Genomic DNA, 22,925 nt, shown 5'->3' with positions numbered 1-22,925 from the left:
TAATTGATAATTTAAAAATGAAGAAGCCATAATTTTCAATTCTCCATTCTCCATTTTCAATTATTTCAGTAAAAGTGAATCGAGCTGGGCCTGCGTGCCGTTGAACACGTTCAGGTCCACCTCTTTCTCGATGCCGGGCACGGTACCCACATCCGTATGCTGCCAAAAGTGCCACGGCCCGCGGTAGCGCACGGAATCTACGTAATAGTGGGCTATCCAGTAGGGATAGGCATCGAATTGCGGATCGTCCAGATAACGCATCTTGAATTTGTAGGAAGTATAGAGGATGGGCTTCACGCCATAGTGGGCCTCCACGCGGTCGAGCCACGTCTTGACGCAGGCCTGCAGTTCGTCCTTGTCTTTCTTGCCCGTCGTCTCCACATCGAGCACAGGAGGCAGGTCGCCCGCCGTGAGCGGCACGGTACGGATGAAAAAATCTGCCTGCTTCAGCGCATCGGTACGTGGCAGGAAGTAATGGTAAGCCCCGCGGATGAAACGGTAGGCCCTGGCCGAATCGAAATTCTGGCGGAACGTGTCGTCCTGATGGTCGCCGCCCTCGGTGGCCTTCATGAAGATGAAGCGGATGGGAAACTCGCCTGCCCGATGCTCCGCCAGACGGGGCCAGTCGATGCGCCCCTGATAGTGCGACATGTCCACCCCGTGCACTTCGAAGTCGCAGGGCATGCACACGCCGTACCCCTTCAACCCGTAACAGGGTTTCCAGCGGTAGGCATAAGGACGGATGAAGAACCAGTAGAAACCGGCCGAAAAAACGACAACGATGCAGAAGGCCAGCACGTTGCGCACCCACACGGGCATGGTACGTTCTTCCGCCTGCCGCCTGTTTCGGGCAGACTTGCCTCGCGGAGCAGCCGTGCGGCGGCGTACGGGTTTCTTTGTTTTGCCGTCGGTTTTCTTTCTTTGGGATGGTTCGGTCATAGCGTCGTTCTGAAATCGCGTGCAAAGTTAGCAGTTTTCCGAGACATTAGTCAGCTGGAGATTTTTTTTTGAACAACTGGGAAAAATATTTTTCCCGACTGGAGAAAAAAGCCGCCCTGAACAAGCCACGGAAAGCAATGCTTTGCCGAAGGCAACACAGTCTTTTCTTCCCGACAAAGCAATGCTTTTTCCACGAGGAAACAGAAAAAAACCCCCGCCGCTTGCCTTATCGCAAATAAAGCACTATCTTTAGCCCGAAAATCTAACTGATCTAACTTAAAAACGAAAGATTATGGCAAGTAGAAAAGCATTGAAGAAAAGTGTGAACTATATCGCAGGTGAACTCTTCACCGAGTGTCTGGTCAACAAACTATATGTTCCCGGTACCGATCCGCAGAAAGCCGACAACCTGATGGCCGATGTCCTGAAGATGCAGGATGAATTCGTGAGCCGCATCAGCCACACCGAACCGGGCAACGTGAAGGGCTTCTACAAGAAGTTCCGTGCGGACTTCAACGCACAGGTGAACGAGATTGTGGACCGCATGGGCCAGCTGAAGTAACCGCGACGGAGGAATGAAACAGCAGCTCTGCCGTTTTATCTACCACCGCCTGCTGGGCTGGAAAACGGTCGTCACGGTGCCCTTCCACGAGAAGTGTGTCATCTGTGCCGCCCCCCACACCTCCAACTGGGACCTGCTCATCGGCAAGCTCTTCTATGGCTCGCTGGGACGCAATGCCAGTTTCATGATGAAGAAGGAGTGGTTCTTCTTCCCGCTCAACCTGGTGTTCAAGGCCATGGGAGGCATCCCTGTGAACCGCGGCAAGAAGAATTCGCTGGTCGACCAGATGGCCCGCCGCTTTGCCGAAAGCAAGCAGTTCAACCTGGCCATCACGCCCGAAGGTACCCGCAAGGCCAACTCCGAGTGGAAGAAAGGTTTCTACTACATCGCCCTGCAGGCCCGTGTGCCCATCATGCTCTTCGGGATAGACTATCCGTCGAAGACCATCACATGTACCCGAAGCCTTGTGCCGACGGGCGACATCGAGAAGGATATGCGCGAAATAAAACTCTACTTCAAGCAGTTCAGAGGCCGCCATCCTGAAAACTTCTCCGTCGGTGAGGTCTGAGAAGCATCGAGAATTTACTTATTTTCGGACACGGATTGCACGGATGGTTCACAGATACCTTGTGAATCTTTCCATGCAATCCGTTTCTTTCTATACCCAAACAACCATGCGCATCACCCTGATACAAACCGACATCGCCTGGGAAGACAAGCAGGAGAACCTGCGCCGCCTGCAACGGCACCTCGAAGAACTGAAGGGACAGACGGACCTTGTGGTCTTGCCCGAAACCTTCACGACCGGCTTCAGCATGAACGCCGAACGCCTGGCCGAACCGCTTTCGGGGCCTACCGTCGGCCTTCTGCGGCAATGGGCTTCGCAATATGCCACCGCCCTGGCCGGCAGCTTCATTGCCCGCCACGACGACGGCAGCTGCCGCAACCGCTTCTTCTTCCTCACGCCCGAGGGAGAGGCCACCTATTACGACAAGCGTCACCTCTTCCGCATGGGGCACGAAAACGAATGCTTCGCCGCAGGCAGCGAACGCCCCATCATCCACTACCGCGGTTTCCGCATCCTGCCGCAAGTGTGCTACGACCTGCGCTTCCCCGTGTGGAGCCGCAACGTGGGCAACGAATACGACCTGGCTCTCTACGTGGCCTGCTGGCCCTCTGCTCGCCGCCACGTGTGGGATGTGCTGCTCCAGGCACGCGCCATGGAGAACCAATGCTACGTGTGTGGCGTCAATCGTACGGGTACGGACGGCAACCGCATCGCCCACGACGGAGGCAGTGCCCTCTACTCACCCAAAGGCGAACGTCTGGCTTCCCTGCCCGACGGACAGGAAGGCAGGGCTACCGTCAGTATCGACCTGGCTCCGCTACAACACCTGCGCGAGAAATTTCCGGTGGCTGCCGATGCCGACGCCTTTGTTTTACAGAAATAATGTGTATTTTTGCTGTACGAAAAACAGGAGGCCAGCTACCTGTCCGCATAATTTGTATACGCACATGGAAGAAATTGTAAAATTGGATACAGTAGAACAATACAACCAGCTCTTCGGCCTGAAAAGCCAACATCCGCTGGTCAGTGTCGTCGACCTGAACGAGGCGACCCGCTTCCCCTCGCACGTCACCATGAACTATGGCGTCTACGCCCTTTTCCTGAAACAGACCCGTTGCGGCGACATCCGCTACGGCCGTCAGACCTACGACTATCAGGAAGGTACCGTGACCAGCTTTGCCCCCGGTCAGGTTGTCGAGGTGCAGATGGAAGAACGCCCGAAGGCACAGGGTATCCTGTTCCACCCCGACCTGATCCGAGGCACGGCGCTGGGACGTGAAATCAGGCATTACTCCTTCTTCTCCTACAGCTCCAGCGAAGCGCTCCACTTGTCCGAAACCGAGAAAGGCATCTTCACCGACTGTCTGGACAAGATACGCCTGGAGGTGGAGCGCCCGGCCGACCGCCACAGCAAGCGGCTCATCGTGCGCAACATCGAACTGCTGCTCGATTACTGCATGCGTTTCTACGAACGCCAGTTCACCACCCGTTCGGCTGTCAATAAAAACGTCCTCAACAAATTCGAAGACCTGCTGGACGGTTACTTCCTGAACCACCTGGCTCAGGAACAAGGCCTGCCCACCGTGCGCTATTTTGCCGACAAGGTATGCCTCTCGCCCAACTACTTCGGCGACCTCATCAAAAAGGAAACGGGCAAGTCGCCCCAGGAATACATACAGGACAAAATCATCGACCTCTCCAAAGAAATGATAGCAGGCACGGACAAGACGGTGAGCCAGATTGCCTACGAACTGGGCTTCCAATATTCCCAGCACTTCAACCGTCTGTTCAAGAAACACGTGGGTCACACCCCCTGCGAATACCGCCGCAACCTGGCCTAAACGGACGAAAGCCCTATGAATGCCCGCCGCCATTCTTCCTGCCCGACACGCATCGAACGCGAAAAGCAAACCGTCGAGCAGATGATACGTCTATATTGCCGCCACAAGGAAGGCCACAGAAAACTGTGTCCTTCTTGTCGCGAATTGTTGGCCTATGCCCATGCACGCCTGTCCCGTTGCCGCTTCGGCGAAGGGAAACCCACCTGCCGCCTCTGCCCCATCCATTGCTACAAGCCGGAGATGAAGGAACGGATGCGCCTCGTGATGCGCTATGCAGGGCCGCGCATGCTGCTCTACCACCCGATAGCCGCCCTGCGGCACCTGTGGCAGGAGCATGCCAAAAGATAAGATCAATACTTCACCAGCCGTTTGGGGCTGCCATGCCACGAACAACCCAGACACCACACCTCAGACAGGTCATAGCCCTCCAGCGATGCCGTTTCGTCCTTCAGCACTATCTCGCCCTTGTCCGTTACATAAACCGGCAGACGGTTACCCTGCGCATCTTTTACGCAGAAGATACCTACCTTGCATTGCGGGCAAAGCATCTTTTTCATATTCCGATATCAATTGAAATAGTAGAGGAAAACGGCCACACCCTCGAGCGCTTTCTTCTTCTCACCCTCGATTTCGATGGCAAACTTGATTTCGGCCTTGGCTACACCACGCAGGTTGGTCAGCGACTGCATCGAAGCGACCAGACGGATGCTCTGACCCGACAAAACGGCCTGACCGAACTTCATCTTCTCGATGCCGTAGTTGATCATCATCTTCAGGTTGTTCACCTCGATAATCTGGTTCCACAAATAGGGAAGCATAGACAGGGTGAGGTAGCCATGCACGATGGTGCTCTTGAAGGGGCTCTCCACCTTGGCGCGCTCAGTGTCCACATGTATCCACTGATGATCCAGCGTAGCGTCGGCAAAGAGGTTGATGCGCTCCTGCGGAATCTGTACATACTCCGATACACCAATCTGCTGGCCTACCAGCTTCTCGAATTCTTCATACGAATTAATAATCACTTTTTCCATAGATGTTACTCTTTTTTTGTTCAATAGCATTTGTTTTGAGCAGACAAATATCGCACTTTCCCGACAAATGGCAAAGATTTTAACCAAGCTTATACCGTCGTTTCAGCAGGAATTGGCTATATTTGCCATTAAATCCAACAAAAAGAACATGAAAAGAGCCATCATCATAGGAGCCACTTCGGGCATCGGGCAGGAAGTGGCACGCATCTGGGCCTCAAGAGGCTGGAAGCTGGGCATCGCCGGCCGTCGCGAGGAAGTGCTCCTGCGCTTTCAGGCCGGTTATCCCGCCGGGCAGGTGGAAGTGCAACCGCTGGACGTGACCCATGACGACGCTCCCCAACGCCTGGACGAGCTCATCGCGCGGCTGGGCGGCATGGATTTCTTCTTCCTCAGTTCGGGCATCGGCTCGCAGAACCTGGAGCTGCAACCCGCCGTCGAACTGGCCACCGCCGCAACCAATACCGTCGGCTTCATCCGCCTGACGACCTCCGCCTTCCATTACTTCAAGGCACACGGAGGCGGCCACATCGCCGTCATCAGCTCCATTGCCGGCACCAAGGGATTGGGCTCTGCCCCTGCCTATTCGGCCACCAAGCGTTTCCAGAACACCTACATCGAAGCGCTCGATCAGCTGGCCCGCATGCAGAAACTACCCATCCGCTTCACCGACATCCGCCCCGGCTTCGTGGCCACGGATTTGCTGAAGGGCGGCCGCTACCCCATGCTGATGCAGGCACCACGTGTGGCAACCCACATCGTGAAGGCCATTGACCGCCGGCAGCCGGTAGCCGTCATCGACGGGCGCTACCGCTTGCTCGTCTTCTTCTGGCGGATCATCCCCCGATGGCTGTGGGTGCGCCTGCCTGTCAGAAACCGATAAATGAACAAGAAACAAACATAAACCCCAATGACCGATATGAAAAAGAACTTCATCCGACCGATACTGGCCTCGACGGCCACCCTTTGCATCGGCATCTCCCTGCCCTTCCTGCTGGGAAATGCCCGCTTCAATCCCGAGCAGAACTCCGTGCGCAGCGACGTATCCCACTTCACCGCCTCGCCCTCCGTCCCCGACCAGGTGACCTTCGCCGGGCAAACCATCCGCATGGACCGCTATGACCACCGCGAACGTATGGATCGCGAACTGATGGCTTTCACCTACATGCACTCGTCCACCATGCTCTCGCTGAAGCGCGCCAACCGCTACTTCCCCGTCATCGAACCCATCCTGAAGGAATGTGGCGTACCCGATGACTTCAAGTATCTGGCCGTCATCGAAAGCAGCCTGAACCACCTGGCTAAGTCGCCCGCCGGAGCCGCCGGCATGTGGCAGTTCATGCAAGCCTCGGGGCGCGAATACGGATTGGAAGTGAACCAGAACATCGACGAGCGCTACAACCTCGAGAAAGCCACCCGCGCCGCCTGCAAGTACCTCAAGGCCTCGTATGCCAAGTATGGCAACTGGCTCTGCGTGGCCGCCGCCTACAACGCCGGCCAGGGACGCATCACCCAGCAGCTCCAGCGGCAGATGGTCGACCAGGCCGCCGACCTGTGGCTGGTCGAGGAAACCTCGCGCTACATGTTCCGCCTGCTGGCCGCCAAGGCAGTCTTCACCGACCCGCAACGCTATGGCTTCATGCTGAAGCGCGAACAGCTCTATCCGCCCGTTGCCTGCACCACGGTGACCGTCACCAAGGGCATAGAAAACCTGGCTCAGTTCGCCAAAAGCAAAGGCATCACCTACGCCCAGCTCAAGGACTTCAACCCCTGGCTGCGCGACACCTCGCTGATGAACAAGAGCGGACGAACCTATGTGCTGAAGATTCCTACCCGCGCGGGCATGCACTACGACCCCAAGAAGACTGTACCCCACAACCGCCGCTGGGTCATCGACTGACGCTCCTCACTCCTGCTTCTCCGTCAGGTACTTCCAGTAGCGCACGGGCATGTCCTGACGGTGCTTGCGCGGGTTCCACCGCTCCTTGATGCAGATGGCCTTGAAGTATGTCTTCCACAGCTGTTGGAAGAGGCGTTCGTCCTTGTCCATCAGTTCCTCGTCCAGGCGTCCGTCCACCAGACGGACGACAGGGCTGTCGTCGGCAAAGGTGACGTGCCTCACCTCCTGCCCGTCGAAGTAAAAGCCATAGCCGCGCCCCACGTCGTACACCACCCAACGCTGGTCGCCCAGGCGGTCGCGGAAGTGGTCGATCACCAGCGGCAGGGCATTCTTTTCGGGCTCCACGGCGGCAAAGTAGGTACCATCGGCTGCCTTCTGAAAGCGGATGAACTGAATGAGGTGCCACCGCTCCCCACTCACCCGCTTCCACATGCGCGCAAACGCCAGCACATCGGGGTCGGCAAAGTTCGTCTCGATGGATCGGGGCGCGTCGACCACCTTGCGGATGTAGCGGAAGATCACCATCGGCGTCTCCGCCTCCTCGGCCAGCCAGCACTGGGTCAGGCAGCGCAAAGCACCCGCCGACAACTTCTTCTGCACCCCTTTCCACACCCTTTCTGCCTTCACTGTATCGGTTACCACCGTGAACACTTCGTCATGGAAAAGTGGAAGCGGCTCACCCTCCACCGACAGGACATCGGGGAAGGTGCGCCGCGAATAGGCCTCGAAGACGGCCGTCAACAGGCCGTCGAAGGTATTGTCAAACTGAAAAATAATCTGCATGAACGCCGCTTACTGTTTGTCCAGCTGCTTCAGCATCTCCTCAACGGCACGCTCCAGCTGGGTATCCTCGCCACGCAGTTGCGACTCGGGCGAATTGTAGACCTCGATGTCGGGTTGCAACTGGTGATTCTCCAGATACTGGCCGTTCTCGTCCTTCACACCCACCTGCGGAATGCCGAAGACGAGCGACGGATCGAGCTGGCGCTCCCACCACACGGCGGTCATCGTGCCCGGCACAGGCGCACCGATGAGCTTGCCCAAGCCCAACGTCTTGTAAACCACGGGGAAGCCATGGGCGTTCGAATAGTTGTTCTCGCACACCAGTACGCACGAAGGCTTCAGCCAGCGGTTGAAGGGGTCGCTGCCGATGTACTGTCCGCGCGGCTCGAAGCGTTGGTATTCCTTGCCACTGAGCAACACGGCCAAGTCTTCGTGCAGCCATCCGCCGCCGTTGTGGCGCACGTCCACGATGACGGCCTCCTTGTTGCGGCAACGCCCCAGCAGTTCGGAGTAGACCTCGCGGAAGCTCTGGCTGTCCATACCCTTGACGTGCACATAACCCAGGCGTCCGCCTGACAGGCGGTCCACCATCTCACGCCGCTGCTCCACCCAACGTTTGTAGAGGAGACCCGAAACGGCACCCGGCGATACAGGCTTCACCTGCTCGTCGAAGCGCTTGCCTGTGGCGGGGTCGTACACGGAGAGCATGACACGCTTGCCCACCTTGCCGGCCAGCAACGGGAAGTAATCCTCGCCGGCCTTCACCGGCTGTCCGTCTATCTGCTCGATGATGCAGCCGGCCTTCACGCGGCAACCAGCCTTGGACAGTGGCCCCTGCTTCAGCACTTCGGCCACCTTGAGGCCGTCGCCTTGATACTGTTCGTCGAAGAAGACACCCAGCTCGGCCACCGTCGGCGCCGACATCGGCGCGCTGTAGCGTGCACCCGTGTGCGAACCGTTCAGCTCGCCCAGCAGTTCGGACAGCATCTCCTGAAAGTCGTAGTTGTTGTTGATATGCGGCAGGTAGCGTTCGTAGGCCTTGCGATAGCCTTCCCAGTCGACACCATGCAGGTCGGGGTCATAGAACTTGTCCTTCACCTGGCGCCAGGCGTGGTCGAAGATGTAAGCACGCTCCTCGGCCGGGCGGTAATGGAAGTCGGCGGCAAAGCTCACACCCGTCACCTTGCTCTCGCCCACGGTGATTTTCTTGATGGCTCCGCCAGAGAGCAGGTAGATGTACTTGCCGTCCTTGTCGATGGACATGCTGCCGCCACCCACGTTCTTGATGAGCAGCTTGGTAGAGTTCTCGCGGAAGTTGCGCTCCCACAAGTCGAAGCCGCCCTCGAAAGCCGCGCAGTAGTACAACTTGTCGCCCTTGGGCGTCAGTACGGCATCACCCATGTGCGAGGAGTTGATGGTGAGGCGCTTGACGCGGTCCTTGCGGTTCTCCAGGTCGAAGACGAGGGGTTCCACGGCTTCGTCTTCCTTCCCGTCCTTGTCGGCCTTCTTCTTGTCTTTTTTCTTGTCCTTATCCTCTTTTCTGTCCTTTTCCTTGGCTTCCTTCTCCTCCTTTTCAGCCTCTTCCAGCAGGGCGAACTCTTCTTTGGAGAGGTTAAACTTGTCGTAGGCCTCGGCGTCGAAGAACATGATGTACACGTCGTCCTCCGCCCCCCAGCTGCCATGGCTGCGATAGCCGGCGCGGTCGGACGACCAGATCATGGCCTTGCCGCCCAACACCCACTTGGGGTTGTCGTCGGAGTATCCGCTCTCGGTCAGGTTGGTCATCTCACCGCTACCGTCGGCCTTCACCAGCACGATGTCGGTGTTGTTCCATCCGCCCACGCTGATGTACTTGGCCAGGAACCAGCGGCTGTCGGGCGACCACTGGTAGGTCTGGTCGCCGTCGGAGTAAGAGTAGTTGTACTTGCCGTCGAGCACCGTCCGCACCTGGCGCGACTTCAGGTTGATGACGCGCAGCGTGGTGCGGTCTTCGAGGAAGGCCACTTCCTTGCCGTCGGGCGAGAAGGTGGGTTGGAAGGACGTGCGTCCCGAAACCACCAGCGGCTCCTCCTCCACACTGACGGCGTAGGTGAAGAGCTTCTCGTCCTTGTCGGTGAGGCGCGCCAGGTAGACACCCCACACGCCGTCGCGTTCGGCCGAGTAAACCAGCGAACGGCCGTCGGGGCTGAAGCTCAGGTCGCGCTCCTGCTGGGGCGTGTCGGTGATGCGGCGGGTGGTTTCATACTCCATCGAGGTGACGTAGACGTCGCCATGCACGATGAAGGCCACCTCCTTGCCGCCGGGCGACACGGCAATGTCTCTTGCCCCGCTGCGCAACAGCTGGTTCACCACGTCGCGCTCCAGGCGGTCGGACACGATGGAGACGGGCACCTTCCGCGGGCTTTCGCCCTCGCGCAGGGTGTAGAGCTCGCCGTCGTAGGTGTAGCACATCAAGCCGTCGGCCGCCACGCTGAGCGAGCGCACGGGGTGGGTGGTGTGGTGCGTCAGCTGGCGTTTCGCCGAGCCGTCGGTCGCTGCCTTCCACACGTTGAAGCTGCCGCTCTCCTCGCTCAGGTAGTAGAAGGAGCGGCCGTCGGCCGACCACACGGGTTCGCGGTCTTCGCCGTCAAAGCGGGTGATCTTCTGATAGGTGCGCTCTCCGTCGAGGGTGCACAGCCAGATGTCTTTCGTGATGGACGAGCGGTGGTGCTTGCGCCAAGGGTCCTCATACCCCTTCTGATCCTGATAGAGCAGGCGGCTGCCGTCACGGCTGACCGAGAGTTCCTGCATGGCCAGCGACGAGAAGAGCACAGGGCGTCCGCCCTTGGTGCCCACCGCATAGATCTGCGGGAAGAGGGACGAGGGGAACTGGCTGTCCTTCACGTCGGGACGGATGGAGGCAGTAAAGAGTATTGTCTCATTGTCCTTGAAGGTCTCGGGATATTCGTTGCCCGAGTGGGTGGTGAGGCGTCGGGGCGTTCCTCCCTCACGAGCCATCAGATAGACGTCGAAGCTGCCTTCGCGGTCGGAGGCAAAGGCGATGTAGCGACCGTCGGGCGACCACACGGGGCGTGTGTCGTGACGCGGGTTCGTGGTGAGCTGTACAGCCCGTCCACCTTCGGCAGGCACGGTGTAGATGTCACCTTTGTAGGTGAAGGCTATCTCCCGTCCGTCGGGCGACAAGGCGGGGTAACGCAGCCACAGAGGCGCGTCTTCTGCCTGAACCCACAGCGAGCAACAGGCAAAAAGGGGTAACAGAAGTTTTTTCATAAATCAATAGATGGTAAACGAATTGTTATCAGGCTTCGAAAATACGCATTTTATTCCAATCGGCCGCACAAATGGGACACTTCTTTCAGGTTTCCCTGCTTCGGCCGCCCCTAACCGCCGAAATCCAGCGTCAGCTGTCCGTCGTCGCCGCCCTTCGCCTTGCGCTTCACCAGCAAGCGGCGCACGCCCTGTGGCGTCAACTCGTTCACCGTCAGCATGGGCAGTTCGCTGCAGGTGATGAAGTATTGCGCCTTCTTCATCACCGCCCCCATCTTCTTCAGCTGGTAGTAACCCAGCCGCCCGAAGCGGCGCGAAGCCACGATGAGGCGGGCAGACTTCACTCCTATGCCCGGCACGCGGAGCAGCATCTCGTAGTCGGCCCTGTTCACATCGACAGGAAACTGCTCGGGGTGGCGCAAGGCCCATGCCAGCTTGGGGTCCACCTCGAGGTCGAGGTCGGGATAGGCATCGTCCACAATCTCGTCCACCCGGAACTGGTAGAAGCGCATCAGCCAGTCGGCCTGGTAGAGGCGGTTCTCGCGCACCAGCGGCGGCTGCTTCAGGGCGGGCAGACGCGGGTCGTAGGCATTGACGGACACGTAACCCGAGTAGTAGACGCGGCGCATGGTGGGTTGGCTGTAGAGGGCCGACGACAGGCGCAGGATGTCCTTGTCCGTCTCCGCCGTGGCGCCCACAATCATCTGCGTGCTCTGCCCCGCGGGCACGAAGCGCGGCGCATGGCGGAACTTCTTCCGCTCCTCTCGGTTCTCCAGCACCCCCTGGCGGATGTAGCGCATGGGGGCGTACACGCTGCGGTGGTCCTTCTCGGGCGCCAGCAGCTTCAGGTTCTCCTCCTTGGGTATCTCGATGTTCACGCTCAGGCGGTCGGCATAGAGCCCCGCCTCGTGCACCAGCTCCTGGGAGGCGCCGGGGATGCTCTTCAGGTGGATGTATCCGTTGAAGCGGTGCACCGTCCGCAGGTCCTTGGCCACGCGCACCAGCCGCTCCATGGTGTAGTCGGGGTTGCGCACCACGCCGCTGCTCAGGAAGAGCCCCTCGATGTAGTTGCGGCGGTAGAACTCCATGGTGAGCTCCACCAGCTCGGTCACCGACAGCGTGGCGCGCGGTATGTCGTTGCTGCGGCGGTTGATGCAGTAGGCACAATCGTAGATGCAATAGTTGGTGAGCATCACCTTGAGCAGGGAGATGCACCGCCCGTCTTCGGCAAAGCTGTGGCAGATGCCCACGCCACCCACCGTGTTGCCCACCATGCCCGCCTTGCCCCGCCGCACGGTGCCGCTCGACGAGCACGACACGTCGTACTTGGCCGACTCGGCCAACACCTTCAGTTTATGGAGCACATTTTCGTTCATCGTTTGCAGGGATAGGAGTTGTGGGGACAAAGGTAATGAGAATCGGGTGGTTTCGGGTCAGTGGGAGGAGGATTTTTTTTGCGGAAAAACAACTATTTCCGAAGGAGACCTTGACACCCTGTCACGCATTTTTTCAACTTATTATAGAGGCGTGTTCCGCGTGACATGGTTAATGCATTTAACCATTGCTCTCCCCCGCGCGCGTAAGGGTTGCGTATATAGGTGTCAGGGTGTCACATTCCCGCCCCCAACTACCTACATTAGCGCCGTAACTATGGACTTTAGCGCGCTAACTATGGACTTTGGGAAACGTAAACAACCTGTCTGCCCGATGTGGACAACCTGTCTGGAGGATATACACAGGCAGCAGGCAGGAAATGCAGGTTCTGTTCGAACGCCTCATTTTTACCCAAGAACACAGAAAAACGGCATCTGCATAATTTTCTTTTGCGGTTCAAAATTCCATCAGATTATACCCTTTCTGATATAATATCGTGTATGAACAAATAAATTATACCCTTTGTGGTATAATATTAAATAAATACATTAACTTTGTACCCGAAAAGGTATAAAGGAAGAACTTTATGAATCATCTCCCTACTATAGTCAAGATGTTGAGAAAGCAGTACAATCTGACGCAAGAAGAACTGTCGTTGAAATCGGGTGTAGGATTGCGTTTTGTACGCGACCTTGAGCAAGGCAAGGAAACGTTGAGGCTTGATAAAGTAAATCAACTTCTTGACTTCTTCAATTATGAAATGGTTGCCACTCCCAAAACCGATCATCAATGAGACAAGCCCGTATATTTTATAAAGACCTGTTGGCTGGAATTCTGACAGAAAATGATGCCGGATATGAGTTCCGCTATTTGCCGGAGTATCTTTCTTTGGAAACGGCAAAGGCTGTCAGCCTGACATTGCCTTTGCAGGAAAAAGCATACACAAGTCCCGTGCTATTTCCTTTTTTTGACGGCTTGATTCCCGAAGGATGGTTGCTGGACGTTGCGTTGAGGAATACAGACATCAGCATTCTTGACCGGATGTCGTTGTTGCTGGCCTGCTGCAAGGATTGTATCGGAGCTGTAAGTGTTGTCCCTATTGAAGGAAAGGAGGAAAGACATGTGTAATTGTTTATATTGTTATCGCCCGCTTCGAAAAGGAGAAAAAGATATGCATCCGGCTTGCGTCAGAAAGTTCTTCGGAACAAGCACGTTGCCCGTTCTTGACTATACGACAGAACAACTTGACCAACTTGCCCTGCAAATCATTCAAGACCAAACTTCCTTGACCGGTGTCCAACCGAAATTGTCCTTACATTTGAATGAACACGAAGGCAGCAGACGATTGACTATTGTAGGACTATGGGGCAGTTATATATGTAAGCCCCAAACCTCACACTACACAATGATGCCCGAGGTAGAGGATTTGACGATGCACCTTGCAGAAGTGGCACATATTGATGTGGTTCCCCACACGTTAATGCGTATGGCAGACGGAACGCTTTGTTACCTTACCCGCCGGATAGACAGGACTCCTTCCGGAGAAAAGATTGCCATGGAAGACATGTGCCAATTGACAGAACGACAAACGGAACATAAGTACAAAAGCAGTTACGAGCGTATCGGCAAGACCATCCTGAAATACTCGTCTTTACCCAAAATGGACGTCACCAATTTCTTTGAGTTGGTACTTTTCTCATGGCTGACCGGAAATAACGATATGCATTTGAAGAACTTCTCCCTATATGAAGCTGCAGATAAGATACGTCTGACGCCAGCTTATGACTTGCTGAACGCAGCTATTATCAACCCCAAGGATAATGAAGAACTGGCATTGACATTGAATGGCCGGAAGAATAAGCTACAAAGGGAAGATTTTATTAAAACCGCAGCCAATCTAAGTATAGAAAATATCATTGTAGAACGACTGATAAATAAACATATCAAACTATTACCCAGGTTTGAAGCGGTCATTCAAAACTCTTTTTTAAATACTGAATTAAAAGAAAAGTATGACGAATTGTTGAGAGAACGGCTTGGCAGACTTTCGTAAAAGGAACTTTGAAACCAAGCAGAAGCATCCGTAAGTTTGCATCCTGTTGAAAAACCCTATCACCGCATGGCAGACAAGCTGACACCCGAACAGCGGCACAAGTGCATGTCCAGCATCCGCAGCCGTAACACCAAGCCCGAGGTCCTGGTGCGCAAATACCTGTTTGCCCAAGGATTCCGCTTCCGCATCAACGTCCGCCGCCTGCCCGGCACCCCCGACATCGTGCTCCGCAAGTACCGCACCGTCATCTTCGTGAACGGCTGCTTCTGGCATGGTCATGAAGGCTGCCGCTACTTTGTCCTTCCCAAGACCCGTACCGACTTCTGGCAAGCCAAAATTGAGCGCAACCGCGAACGCGACCTTGCCGAACGCCTCCAGCTGCGCCGCATGGGTTGGCACGTCATCCAGGTGTGGGAGTGCCAGCTCAAACCCAAGAACCGCGAACTTACCTTGCAGGGGCTTGCCCTTACGTTGAACCATATTTTCCTTCAGAACTGTTCCGTCTCCAAGGCGAAACCTTATGGAGAGCAGGAAGAAGGTGACGGCATGTCGATGGCGGCAGAGGAGAAAAGCGAATACTGACCATCTCCCCGCAAATTACCCACCCCTGTCAACAATCAGACAAATCTATCAGATTATTTCCTCTCCAACTTTTCTTTTCAAGACACCTACGATAACCCCTCGCGAGCAAAATGTGCACAATAGGCCGTTGTCTTAAACTAACAATAGGCCGATATTTGCAAAATAAACAACAGCAATATTATGTGCATCAGAAAGCAATTCGGAACAGCAATCATAAAGTTAAGAAAAGAGCGCGGCCTGTCGCAGGAACGCTTTGCCTTCGAAGCAGGCATAGACAGACGCTACATGAGCGACATCGAGAACGGTCGCCGCAATGTTTCACTGGACATCATCGAACGTATCGGCAACAATTTGAATCTGCCGTTGAGTGAGCTGTTCAGAGTGGTTGAACAAATTAAAGGAGAAAAAGAACACCTCTAAAGCCTATACTTACATTTACTAAGAGCAAATTCACATAGCCAATAACTGCCTGGTGTAAAACCTGCAAAATACCCAATAAATCATGAATAAAAACATTAGTTTTTCCTTGTTTGATTTTTGTAAAAAACAAGCAGGCAAGATAGAAATATATGGAAAAGAGACCATCGATGAAGAAGGAAATATTATCCCATTTATTGAACAAGCCGCATATATCACCCACTATCTGCTATTAAAAGATTCAACTGTCAACATACCTTATGAAAATAAAGCAAAAGACATTTTAAACCTATGGTATGAGTTTATAAAAGGGGATAAAACGTCTTCTAACAATACAGAAAAAGAAGGACTGTTGTCAGAAACATCTACAACTTTACAGCACTACCTTTTTCCTGATTTATACCAAGCTCCTTTTAAGGCTCCTCAAAAACCTAAATTCACATTTATAGATTTATTTGCAGGTATTGGAGGTTTTCGAATGGCACTACAAAATCTTGGTGGCGAATGTGTATTCTCTTCAGAATGGGATGAGCAAGCCAAAAAAACCTATTATGTCAATTATGGTGATGTACCTTTCGGAGACATCACAAAAGAAACTACAAAAAATAAAATCCCAAAAAAATTTGACATATTATGTGCTGGTTTTCCCTGTCAAGCTTTTTCGTTAGCAGGAAAACGATTGGGATTCGAAGAAACAAGAGGAACCCTTTTCTTCGATGTTGCAGAAATACTCCGCAGACATCAGCCTAAAGCTTTTTTTCTTGAAAACGTAAAAGGACTTGCTATACATGACAAGGGACGTACATTGAAAACTATACTAAACACACTGGATGAAGTTGGTTATATTGTACCTGATCCTCAAATTATAAACGCAATGTATTTTGGTGTTCCTCAACACCGGGAACGAATATATATTGTTGGTTTCCGTAAAGATTTGGGAATAAAAAAAGAAGACTACAATTATCCAGAGCAAAATGAAGTTACTAAAAAATGGATAGATGTTAGGGAAGAACAACCCGTCCCTGCAAAATACTATCTCTCCACACAATACATTAACACACTCATCAATCATAAAGCCAGACATGCGTCCAAAGGAAACGGATTTGGTTATGACATTATACCAGATGACGGTATCGCCCATGCACTTGTTGTCGGAGGTATGGGACGTGAATCCAACATCGTCATAGACTTTAGACAAACAGATTTGACTCCAACCACAAGAATCAAAGGTGAAGTCAACAAACAAGGTTGGAGAAAGATGACCCCCAGAGAATGGGCTCGTCTACAAGGCTATCCAGACAATTTTAAAATAGTAGTTGCAGATGCTTCCGCCTATAAACAATTTGGCAACAGCGTAGCTGTACCCGCTATACAAGCCACTGCTGAACAAATTCTTAATACATTAGACAAATATGGCATTATCAGGAAATAAAGGAGAATGGAGCGAAATTTATGCACTGTTTCGTCTTCTTGGTGAAGGGAAAATTCATGCAGGGGATGCCAACATGAACAAACTGGAATTGTATTATCCCATCCTCAACATCATTAGAGAAGAATCCAAAAGATATGAATATAAACCCAATATCCAGAAACATATTGTCATAATCAATGAAGAAGGAACAGAAATAACCCGTATCCCCATGAATAAATTCATTGAGGAATCAATGAATCTTTTACAAAATATTAAAGCAGCCCGAAAACCAGCTTTTGAAATTCCCGATGCAGAGATTTTCATGAATTCAATCGGCTGTACAAAACTTAAAGCTCCATCAAGAGACAAATCTGACATTCATATTGTCATTCATGATTTGCGGACAAACATGACTCCTTTACTCGGATTCAGTATAAAGTCACAATTAGGTAAAGCCTCAACCCTACTCAATCCAGGCGAAACAACCAATATACTCTACCGAGTAGAAGGGTACGAACTCTCTGACGAACAAATTATCTCCATCAATAGCATTGAGGATCACCTGCCCAGAATGAAAGCAATCTATGAATCAGGATGTTACCTACAATACGAGAATATGATACATGAAACTTTCAAGAACAATCTTTTGTTTCTTGACAGTAGCATGCCACAATTTATCGCAGATTGTCTTCTTATATCAAGCTTACCTGATTCAACATTGCAAATACATGAAATTGTAGAAAAAGTGGCAGAAAAGAATCCGCTACACTTCACAGGAAGAAACGTACAGACATTCTATGAGCATAAGATGAAAGTCTTATTGATAGACGTAGCGCTTGGTATGACACCAGCTAAAGAATGGAATGGTCGCTATGATGCCAACGGGGGATATATTGTTGTAAGAAAAGATGGAGAAATCGTTTGCTATCATTTCTATAATCGAAATGATATCGAAGATTATCTATATTACAACACCCGTTTTGACCGAGCAAGTAGAGGAAGATACAATTTTGGAAGTCTGTTTCGTGATAAAGACGGAAAAGTATATATCAAGCTAAACTTACAAATCAGATTCATAAAGTAAGTCTATTGACTGACAATATTACAAATTCTCAAAATCCGTTCAAAAACAAATCACCCGCTCCTCATCCTTTTTGTTATGCAAGGTTCACGAGGTGGCGGGTGCTTTTTTTATTTCGGAATTCAAATTTTCAGAGTTCAGAAATCAGAAATCAAATCTGAATCTTTACAAGCAGCTGGTAACGCCCAGCGTAGTTCCAATGGCGGTCAGGATGGTGACCAGCGTCTGGATGATGGTTTTCCAAATAGTTTTCTTGTCCATGTTTTTTTAGTGGTTAGTGATTAACGGTTAGTGGTTAGTGGTGAGCGGTTGGTGGCGTTGATTAGTGGTCAGTGATTAGTGGTTAGTGGTGAGCATACTAACCGCTAACCGTTCATCGCTCACCGCTAAATCTCCACCGTTCCCCGCTCACCGCTGTGTTACAACGGGCTCTCGTCCTGTCCGTCGCCGCCGCTGCCGCCGGGTTCGGGCTCCGTGCCGTCGTCCGTCAGCGTGCCGCCGGCGGTGTAGACGGCCAGCTCGGTGACGCGGGTGCACTTGCGCAGCTCGGTGTTGCTCCAGTTCTTGGTGTTGCGCACGTTCAGGTGGACGCCGGTGATGAGACTCGTGTCCCAGGCGTCGGCCGTGTCGGCACCCTTCGAGGAGATGCCCACGGAGAAGAGGCCCAGGTCGCCCAGGCGGACGGACTTGCCGTCGAGCACCAGCTCCTTGAGGCACGAGAGCATGTCGATGAGCACGCCGTGGATGACGCCGCGGGAGTAGGGCGAGTTGTGTTCCGAAATGTGGGTGACGAAGTCTTCGAATTCCACCGTGCGGTCCTGCACGGCGCGGGCGTACCACTTGGCGGGTGCGTCGGGGTTCTGAGGCGACTTGGCCTGATAACGTCTGTACTTCAATGTTCCGATTGTTGACATAGCTTTGTTGTTTTAAATTTGTGTTTGGTTAATTGGGAATGGATAATTGAGAATTGATAATTGATAGTGCCCCGGCCGCTGGCTCATTATCCATTTTCCATTGTCTATTATCCATTGACGAAGGCAAAGATAAGGGGTATTCTCCGGCCGGCCAAAAAATTCGGGCCGCTGGGAAGTGAAAACATGTTAACGGATTATAGAATTGCGTTAATAAAAATAATGCGTTGATTTACAGGTAGTAAAACGGTGTTTTCGCGCGCGGAAGACACTGTTTTCTGTTGTCGAAGACAAAAAGGACTTCAAAAGGAGACAGATGCCCAGACATCTGAAATGAGATTTCACTTACTGTTGAACTGTTGACTGTTGAACGTTGAATCTTCATCGCTCTGCCTGCATTCAACAGTCAACAGTCAACAGTTCAACAGTAAGCTAAAATGAGAAAAAAAGTGTGACCTCAAATTTTATATTATATATATATTTATATATATAATATAACTTATTTTCGGTATCTCGCAAATTGATTTTGGGTTACTGTTGAACTGTTGACTGTTGAATGTTGAATGTAAAAAAAGAAAGCCGATAAAATAAGCCCGACATTCGTCTTTATTACAATAAAATCGTTATTTTTGTAATCGTTACCTGTTGGCATGTGCAGAGAGAATAAAAGAAAATTCAAAATAAAAACGATATGAAAAAATACCAGTTATACCGCCCCCTGTTGTATCAAGACCGCCGTTCGATTGACGAATTTATCAAGGAAGACCCCATGTGGGAGGAGCTGTACCGCCTTTATCTGCAAATGGAAAAAAAGCAGTACAGGGACCATATGGAAAAACTCATGAAAACAATCGAGCTGGACACATTCAATACACTCCGTTTCTTCTGCGTATGTATTATGATGGATTCCCATTGGGACGAAGATTTCAAAGGAAACTATATACGCGAACTGGAGACAACACCGGGTGTGAAAACCGATGTATGCCTCTCGCTGGCTTATGTTGTGTTCAAACTAATGAAAAATCCACCATCAAATATTGGCCGCCTTCTGCATGAACTGGAATCGCCACTAAAGTCAAAACTGGATCTGTGCAAGAAGGAATTTGTCTTGGCAAGCATTTATTTGGAACAAAAGGAATATAAATGGAAGACTTGGCAGATAGACCTTTGTCCAGGCGCCGTCAAACCTGCCTCTCTGCCGCACAGCGAGGAATGGTGGAAGATGGCAACCAACTTTTTCACACAAGACGACTTATATGTCATGCTCAACTTTTGGCCCGACCCGGACGACAAACTGGCGGTACTGGATCGGATGCAGGAGGCCGGAGCTATGAAGGCTGACTGTCTGGAGATACACACCCGTCTCATGGAACTGAAAAAAACAAATGCAGTACACCCATTCGGTGAAAATCTTACGCTTTTTGCTTCTGACATACTCAACATATGGAATGAGTGTCAGCGTGTATGGGAGCACTACGGGCTACTGCAAGCCCCCGAAACGACTTCGAATCGCCTGCCCGACGAAGAGAAAGCCCAGCTGGAGAAAACACTGACCGCCACCGCCCTGGAAGTGAAACGACTGCTCAAGGAGAACCAAGCACTGGATGCGGCCAAAAAGCAACTGGAAAGCCAGAACAAAGCCCTGCAAGCCGAACTGGAAGCCCTGCGGACAAAGAACAGCAAGCCGGCGGCAGGCACACCTTCCGAACCGGAGGAACTCGCGAGCCTGGTGGACAAGGCACTGGAGCTGGGCGACGAGAAAAGCCTGAAAGAGCTGGTGGTGTGGCTCACGAGCATGGAGGGGGCGGAACGCGCGAAGGCTCAGACAAAACGCGTCGTGCAGCGGCTGAAGGACCTGAAAGTCCCCGTACCCCACACACAGTACAACTACTACGAAGGCGCCAACCACATCAGCGGAAACCAGATAAAGGGTGTCAGCATCGGCACGACGCCCGCCAACCGAACTTTAACCCAAGAATGACAACGATATGGAAGACAACAAACAGAAACAGACGGAAGTGAAGAACTTCTACGGCGGCATCTACTTCGACCGCTGCCAGATGACGGACATCAAGTTCCAAACCATCGTGCAGGGCGACATGCACGTGCAGGCGACGGAGGATGAAGAAAGAGACGAGGCTTTTGCCACACAGGAGGAGCAAGACGTACCACCCCAGCTACAGACGCAAGAAGCGGAGGCCTTGCTGAAGAAACTGGCAGCTGCCGGCATCGTGGACGCCGGCTGGCAGCCGCTTTCGCTCTCGAACCCCGAGAAAGGCGTACTGGCCTCTCTGCTGGCCGACCGACTGGAGATAGGCAACCGCTGGAAGTTCTTCGGCCGCCTGTGGGGCATGAATCCCGAAACCCTCCGCACGGCCTTCAACAAGGGAATGGACCAACACCGCACAGCCGACTTCATGGAACGGGTGAAGAACGCGCTGAAAGGATGACCTAAAAAAAGTACGAGAACAAAAAACCTATAAATCAGACAATTACAACCATCCGTACCCACTACGCGTACCCACTACGTAGTGGGTAAATCTCATATCCATCCGCTAACTTTGCTCCTGCAATCAAGGGAAAAACAACCCCTTGGTTGCGGGAGCTTTTCGTATTGGGAGCTTCCAACCCGAAAAAACAAAAAACGAATATGAAGCAATTAATGAAAGTCGTAGCGCAGGGCGAACCCTTCGCCGTGCAGAGCCAGAAGGCCGAAAGCGGACAGGTGATGAAGTGCAACATCGTGTTGCAGGAAGTGGGCGGCAAGTACGAGGACACGTATGTGGCAGCCATGCTGGGGCAGCTGGCCTCGTGCAAGTTTTATGCAGGCGAGCTGGTGTATGCCGTCCTCCGCTTCCAGACGCGCGAGTACAACGGGCAGATGTTTCAGGATATTCTGGCGGTGGAAATCGTGAAGATGAACGGTTAACGGTTAGCGGTTAGCGGTGAACGGTTAACGGTTAGTATGCTCACCGCTCACCACTAACCACTAACCACTAACCACTAACCACTAACCGCTACGATACATTTTTCAATTATCCATTATCAATTAACCAACTGAGTGGAGCGAGGTGAAGGAATCTCCAGGAGAGCAATGCGGCCGCGTTTCTCGCTTCTTTCCCTCCCAAAATCACTCAATTTATGCGAAAGAATATTTTCATCGAAGACGTCCGTATGGACACACAGACGGCCTTCCTGGCCAACGGCAACATCAACATTTATCCCTGTTCGTGGGAAGTGGAGAAAGCACCCATCACGCCCGACGGACGGGCCTCCTACAAGGGACGCATCACGGTGGAGGAGGACGGACGCACACGCGTAAGCCCCTACAACATGGGGACAGGACCACGTTACATCGACCTCTTTGCCACAGAGCATTGCCGGGTGATGATGACCCAGCGCGGCCAGATCATCGAGAAATGGAGCTTCCGACCCTCGCTGACCTCCGACGACATCCGCGCCCTGCGCGCCCTGGAGGGACGCCGAATCGACGCCTACTATGCCAGCCGCAAACTGGAGACGAGATGGTGAATCAATGGAGAATGGAGAATGGAAAATGGATAATTGAGAATGAAGAAATAATTATCAATTATCCATTATCAATTGTCAATTAAAGATTTTTTCAATGAAGAATATGACGAACATTTTTACTTGTATCGGACGGGGGCATGGTGCTCCCGCCCTTCCGGCCACCCGCCAGGAGTGGGAGGCCATGCGCCGCGAGCCTTGGCTGGCGGAGATGTGTCGCCGCATCGAGGCGGGCGACGAGAAACTGAAACGGCGGCTGCCCATCTGGACGCCTCATTGTGCCGCCTTCCGAGACAACCACCGTGCGGCGGCGGACGCATTGAAGCCCCTGCCGCGACTGATGCTGGACTTCGACGAGAAAGGACATTCGGCCGAGATACTGGAGCGGTCGCTGGCCTTGCAGAAAGAGGGCAAATGGCAGGTACTGCTGGTGGAGGAGTCGGTGAGGCGCGGCACGCACGTGCTCATCGTCCTGCCCGACAGCATGACGCCGCAGGAGGCGCAGCAACGCTTCTCGGCCGACGTGGGCTTTCGGGCGGACGGCGCGCTGAAGGACGTGAGCCGCTGCATCTACATGGTGCCCGAGGACCATACGCTGTATGTGGACGAGGAAAGGCTGTTTGGAAATGAAGAATTAAGAATGAAGAATGAAGAATTGGCTGCCGCCCCCAAACCCTCCG

General features: G+C 52.8%; 26 protein-coding genes and 1 pseudogene. 19 read left to right on the top strand and 8 right to left on the bottom strand.

The window, feature by feature from the left end:
- Window positions 1-60: 60 nt before the first annotated feature.
- Complete coding sequence (locus RDO88_RS07750) at window positions 61-939, bottom strand: GH25 family lysozyme (protein WP_307758831.1); 879 nt, start codon at window positions 937-939, stop codon at window positions 61-63.
- Window positions 940-1,231: 292 nt separating this feature from the next.
- On the opposite strand from RDO88_RS07750, the gene RDO88_RS07745 reads away from it, so the two are divergent.
- The 5 genes from RDO88_RS07745 (at window position 1,232) to RDO88_RS07725 (ending at window position 4,258) form a co-directional block, all read left to right on the top strand.
- Window positions 1,232-1,501 carry a hypothetical protein gene (locus tag RDO88_RS07745; protein ID WP_307758830.1) on the top strand — a complete coding sequence of 90 codons (270 nt, stop codon included), beginning with the start codon at window positions 1,232-1,234 and terminating at the stop codon, window positions 1,499-1,501.
- A 13-nt stretch (window positions 1,502-1,514) separates the two neighbouring features.
- Window positions 1,515-2,069 (top strand): 1-acyl-sn-glycerol-3-phosphate acyltransferase, encoded by a 555-nt coding sequence (locus RDO88_RS07740; protein WP_307758829.1) that lies wholly within the window; start codon window positions 1,515-1,517, stop codon window positions 2,067-2,069.
- Window positions 2,070-2,175: 106 nt separating this feature from the next.
- Window positions 2,176-2,952, top strand: a complete 777-nt coding sequence (locus tag RDO88_RS07735; protein WP_307758828.1) for an amidohydrolase — start codon at window positions 2,176-2,178, stop codon at window positions 2,950-2,952.
- A gap of 64 nt (window positions 2,953-3,016) precedes the next feature.
- Window positions 3,017-3,910, top strand: a complete 894-nt coding sequence (locus RDO88_RS07730) for a helix-turn-helix domain-containing protein (protein WP_307758827.1) — start codon at window positions 3,017-3,019, stop codon at window positions 3,908-3,910.
- Window positions 3,911-3,925: 15 nt separating this feature from the next.
- The gene (locus RDO88_RS07725; RefSeq protein ID WP_307758826.1) at window positions 3,926-4,258 is read left to right on the top strand and encodes a nitrous oxide-stimulated promoter family protein; all 333 of its coding nucleotides are present in this window, start codon (window positions 3,926-3,928) and stop codon (window positions 4,256-4,258) included.
- A 2-nt stretch (window positions 4,259-4,260) separates the two neighbouring features.
- Here the strand turns inward: RDO88_RS07725 and RDO88_RS07720 are convergent, their stop codons facing one another.
- Both RDO88_RS07720 and RDO88_RS07715 read right to left on the bottom strand, forming a co-directional pair.
- Entirely contained in the window at window positions 4,261-4,467 is a 207-nt protein-coding gene (locus RDO88_RS07720) for a hypothetical protein (protein ID WP_307758825.1), read from the bottom strand.
- A 9-nt stretch (window positions 4,468-4,476) separates the two neighbouring features.
- Complete coding sequence (locus tag RDO88_RS07715; RefSeq protein WP_307758824.1) at window positions 4,477-4,941, bottom strand: MaoC/PaaZ C-terminal domain-containing protein; 465 nt, start codon at window positions 4,939-4,941, stop codon at window positions 4,477-4,479.
- Between the two features lie 148 nt (window positions 4,942-5,089).
- Between RDO88_RS07715 and RDO88_RS07710 the strand changes: the two genes are divergently transcribed.
- Window positions 5,090-5,821, top strand: a complete 732-nt coding sequence (locus RDO88_RS07710; protein WP_307758823.1) for an SDR family NAD(P)-dependent oxidoreductase — start codon at window positions 5,090-5,092, stop codon at window positions 5,819-5,821.
- A 36-nt stretch (window positions 5,822-5,857) separates the two neighbouring features.
- Complete coding sequence (locus RDO88_RS07705) at window positions 5,858-6,838, top strand: transglycosylase SLT domain-containing protein (protein ID WP_307758892.1); 981 nt, start codon at window positions 5,858-5,860, stop codon at window positions 6,836-6,838.
- Between the two features lie 6 nt (window positions 6,839-6,844).
- Here the strand turns inward: RDO88_RS07705 and RDO88_RS07700 are convergent, their stop codons facing one another.
- The 3 genes from RDO88_RS07700 to RDO88_RS07690 all read right to left on the bottom strand — a co-directional run bounded on the left by RDO88_RS07700 (window position 6,845) and on the right by RDO88_RS07690 (window position 12,264).
- Window positions 6,845-7,621 carry a TIGR03915 family putative DNA repair protein gene (locus RDO88_RS07700; protein ID WP_307758822.1) on the bottom strand — a complete coding sequence of 259 codons (777 nt, stop codon included), beginning with the start codon at window positions 7,619-7,621 and terminating at the stop codon, window positions 6,845-6,847.
- Window positions 7,622-7,630: 9 nt separating this feature from the next.
- Entirely contained in the window at window positions 7,631-10,891 is a 3,261-nt protein-coding gene (locus RDO88_RS07695) for a S41 family peptidase (RefSeq protein WP_307758821.1), read from the bottom strand.
- Between the two features lie 110 nt (window positions 10,892-11,001).
- The gene (locus RDO88_RS07690; protein WP_307758820.1) at window positions 11,002-12,264 is read right to left on the bottom strand and encodes a putative DNA modification/repair radical SAM protein; all 1,263 of its coding nucleotides are present in this window, start codon (window positions 12,262-12,264) and stop codon (window positions 11,002-11,004) included.
- Between the two features lie 584 nt (window positions 12,265-12,848).
- Between RDO88_RS07690 and RDO88_RS07685 the strand changes: the two genes are divergently transcribed.
- The 7 genes from RDO88_RS07685 (at window position 12,849) to RDO88_RS07655 (ending at window position 17,809) form a co-directional block, all read left to right on the top strand.
- On the top strand, window positions 12,849-13,055 hold the full coding sequence (locus tag RDO88_RS07685; protein WP_022019739.1) for a helix-turn-helix transcriptional regulator: 207 nt from the start codon (window positions 12,849-12,851) through the stop codon (window positions 13,053-13,055).
- A complete protein-coding gene (locus tag RDO88_RS07680) occupies window positions 13,052-13,390 on the top strand; it encodes a HipA N-terminal domain-containing protein (protein WP_022019740.1) in 339 nt (112 codons plus the stop codon). The genes RDO88_RS07685 and RDO88_RS07680 overlap by 4 nt, the downstream gene beginning before the upstream one ends.
- Window positions 13,383-14,315, top strand: a complete 933-nt coding sequence (locus RDO88_RS07675) for a HipA domain-containing protein (protein WP_307758819.1) — start codon at window positions 13,383-13,385, stop codon at window positions 14,313-14,315. The genes RDO88_RS07680 and RDO88_RS07675 overlap by 8 nt, the downstream gene beginning before the upstream one ends.
- A gap of 66 nt (window positions 14,316-14,381) precedes the next feature.
- Entirely contained in the window at window positions 14,382-14,897 is a 516-nt protein-coding gene (locus tag RDO88_RS07670; protein WP_022019742.1) for a very short patch repair endonuclease, read from the top strand.
- 180 nt (window positions 14,898-15,077) lie between these two features.
- Complete coding sequence (locus RDO88_RS07665) at window positions 15,078-15,317, top strand: helix-turn-helix domain-containing protein (RefSeq protein ID WP_307758818.1); 240 nt, start codon at window positions 15,078-15,080, stop codon at window positions 15,315-15,317.
- Between the two features lie 82 nt (window positions 15,318-15,399).
- Window positions 15,400-16,746, top strand: coding sequence for a DNA (cytosine-5-)-methyltransferase (locus RDO88_RS07660; protein ID WP_307758817.1), 1,347 nt, complete (start codon window positions 15,400-15,402; stop codon window positions 16,744-16,746).
- The gene (locus RDO88_RS07655) at window positions 16,727-17,809 is read left to right on the top strand and encodes an HpaII family restriction endonuclease (RefSeq protein ID WP_307758816.1); all 1,083 of its coding nucleotides are present in this window, start codon (window positions 16,727-16,729) and stop codon (window positions 17,807-17,809) included. The genes RDO88_RS07660 and RDO88_RS07655 overlap by 20 nt, the downstream gene beginning before the upstream one ends.
- A 162-nt stretch (window positions 17,810-17,971) precedes the next feature.
- On the opposite strand, the gene RDO88_RS07650 is transcribed toward RDO88_RS07655, so the two are convergent.
- Both RDO88_RS07650 and RDO88_RS07645 read right to left on the bottom strand, forming a co-directional pair.
- Complete coding sequence (locus tag RDO88_RS07650; protein WP_154673570.1) at window positions 17,972-18,067, bottom strand: smalltalk protein; 96 nt, start codon at window positions 18,065-18,067, stop codon at window positions 17,972-17,974.
- Window positions 18,068-18,225: 158 nt separating this feature from the next.
- Window positions 18,226-18,720 (bottom strand): DNA-binding protein, encoded by a 495-nt coding sequence (locus RDO88_RS07645; RefSeq protein ID WP_307758815.1) that lies wholly within the window; start codon window positions 18,718-18,720, stop codon window positions 18,226-18,228.
- Between the two features lie 688 nt (window positions 18,721-19,408).
- Between RDO88_RS07645 and RDO88_RS07640 the strand changes: the two genes are divergently transcribed.
- From RDO88_RS07640 to RDO88_RS07620, 5 genes and pseudogenes are all read left to right on the top strand, one after another.
- Window positions 19,409-20,698, top strand: coding sequence for a hypothetical protein (locus RDO88_RS07640; protein WP_307758814.1), 1,290 nt, complete (start codon window positions 19,409-19,411; stop codon window positions 20,696-20,698).
- Between the two features lie 7 nt (window positions 20,699-20,705).
- On the top strand, window positions 20,706-21,167 hold the full coding sequence (locus RDO88_RS07635; RefSeq protein WP_307758813.1) for a hypothetical protein: 462 nt from the start codon (window positions 20,706-20,708) through the stop codon (window positions 21,165-21,167).
- Between the two features lie 200 nt (window positions 21,168-21,367).
- A complete protein-coding gene (locus RDO88_RS07630) occupies window positions 21,368-21,646 on the top strand; it encodes a hypothetical protein (protein ID WP_072544931.1) in 279 nt (92 codons plus the stop codon).
- Window positions 21,647-21,858: 212 nt separating this feature from the next.
- Window positions 21,859-22,248 carry a hypothetical protein gene (locus tag RDO88_RS07625; RefSeq protein ID WP_307758812.1) on the top strand — a complete coding sequence of 130 codons (390 nt, stop codon included), beginning with the start codon at window positions 21,859-21,861 and terminating at the stop codon, window positions 22,246-22,248.
- Window positions 22,249-22,342: 94 nt separating this feature from the next.
- Window positions 22,343-22,925, top strand: a pseudogene (locus tag RDO88_RS07620) (hypothetical protein); the annotation flags it as partial.

It is taken from the genome of uncultured Mediterranea sp. (assembly GCF_902493215.1).
GTDB lineage: Bacteria > Bacteroidota > Bacteroidia > Bacteroidales > Bacteroidaceae > Bacteroides.
This window is presented reverse-complemented; position numbering and strand designations above follow the sequence as displayed.

Coding starts and splice junctions, on each gene's coding strand:
- RDO88_RS07635 (WP_307758813.1), top strand. CDS start 20,706: ATGGAAGACAACAAACAGAAACAGACGGAAGTGAAGAACTTCTACGGC.
- RDO88_RS07705 (WP_307758892.1), top strand. CDS start 5,858: ATGAAAAAGAACTTCATCCGACCGATACTGGCCTCGACGGCCACCCTT.
- RDO88_RS07710 (WP_307758823.1), top strand. CDS start 5,090: ATGAAAAGAGCCATCATCATAGGAGCCACTTCGGGCATCGGGCAGGAA.
- RDO88_RS07625 (WP_307758812.1), top strand. CDS start 21,859: ATGCGAAAGAATATTTTCATCGAAGACGTCCGTATGGACACACAGACG.
- RDO88_RS07750 (WP_307758831.1), bottom strand. CDS start 939: ATGACCGAACCATCCCAAAGAAAGAAAACCGACGGCAAAACAAAGAAA.
- RDO88_RS07650 (WP_154673570.1), bottom strand. CDS start 18,067: ATGGACAAGAAAACTATTTGGAAAACCATCATCCAGACGCTGGTCACC.
- RDO88_RS07715 (WP_307758824.1), bottom strand. CDS start 4,941: ATGGAAAAAGTGATTATTAATTCGTATGAAGAATTCGAGAAGCTGGTA.
- RDO88_RS07700 (WP_307758822.1), bottom strand. CDS start 7,621: ATGCAGATTATTTTTCAGTTTGACAATACCTTCGACGGCCTGTTGACG.
- RDO88_RS07680 (WP_022019740.1), top strand. CDS start 13,052: ATGAGACAAGCCCGTATATTTTATAAAGACCTGTTGGCTGGAATTCTG.
- RDO88_RS07735 (WP_307758828.1), top strand. CDS start 2,176: ATGCGCATCACCCTGATACAAACCGACATCGCCTGGGAAGACAAGCAG.
- RDO88_RS07690 (WP_307758820.1), bottom strand. CDS start 12,264: ATGAACGAAAATGTGCTCCATAAACTGAAGGTGTTGGCCGAGTCGGCC.
- RDO88_RS07645 (WP_307758815.1), bottom strand. CDS start 18,720: ATGTCAACAATCGGAACATTGAAGTACAGACGTTATCAGGCCAAGTCG.
- RDO88_RS07725 (WP_307758826.1), top strand. CDS start 3,926: ATGAATGCCCGCCGCCATTCTTCCTGCCCGACACGCATCGAACGCGAA.
- RDO88_RS07745 (WP_307758830.1), top strand. CDS start 1,232: ATGGCAAGTAGAAAAGCATTGAAGAAAAGTGTGAACTATATCGCAGGT.
- RDO88_RS07640 (WP_307758814.1), top strand. CDS start 19,409: ATGAAAAAATACCAGTTATACCGCCCCCTGTTGTATCAAGACCGCCGT.
- RDO88_RS07670 (WP_022019742.1), top strand. CDS start 14,382: ATGGCAGACAAGCTGACACCCGAACAGCGGCACAAGTGCATGTCCAGC.
- RDO88_RS07665 (WP_307758818.1), top strand. CDS start 15,078: ATGTGCATCAGAAAGCAATTCGGAACAGCAATCATAAAGTTAAGAAAA.
- RDO88_RS07630 (WP_072544931.1), top strand. CDS start 21,368: ATGAAGCAATTAATGAAAGTCGTAGCGCAGGGCGAACCCTTCGCCGTG.
- RDO88_RS07655 (WP_307758816.1), top strand. CDS start 16,727: ATGGCATTATCAGGAAATAAAGGAGAATGGAGCGAAATTTATGCACTG.
- RDO88_RS07740 (WP_307758829.1), top strand. CDS start 1,515: ATGAAACAGCAGCTCTGCCGTTTTATCTACCACCGCCTGCTGGGCTGG.
- RDO88_RS07730 (WP_307758827.1), top strand. CDS start 3,017: ATGGAAGAAATTGTAAAATTGGATACAGTAGAACAATACAACCAGCTC.
- RDO88_RS07675 (WP_307758819.1), top strand. CDS start 13,383: ATGTGTAATTGTTTATATTGTTATCGCCCGCTTCGAAAAGGAGAAAAA.
- RDO88_RS07720 (WP_307758825.1), bottom strand. CDS start 4,467: ATGAAAAAGATGCTTTGCCCGCAATGCAAGGTAGGTATCTTCTGCGTA.
- RDO88_RS07695 (WP_307758821.1), bottom strand. CDS start 10,891: ATGAAAAAACTTCTGTTACCCCTTTTTGCCTGTTGCTCGCTGTGGGTT.
- RDO88_RS07685 (WP_022019739.1), top strand. CDS start 12,849: ATGAATCATCTCCCTACTATAGTCAAGATGTTGAGAAAGCAGTACAAT.
- RDO88_RS07660 (WP_307758817.1), top strand. CDS start 15,400: ATGAATAAAAACATTAGTTTTTCCTTGTTTGATTTTTGTAAAAAACAA.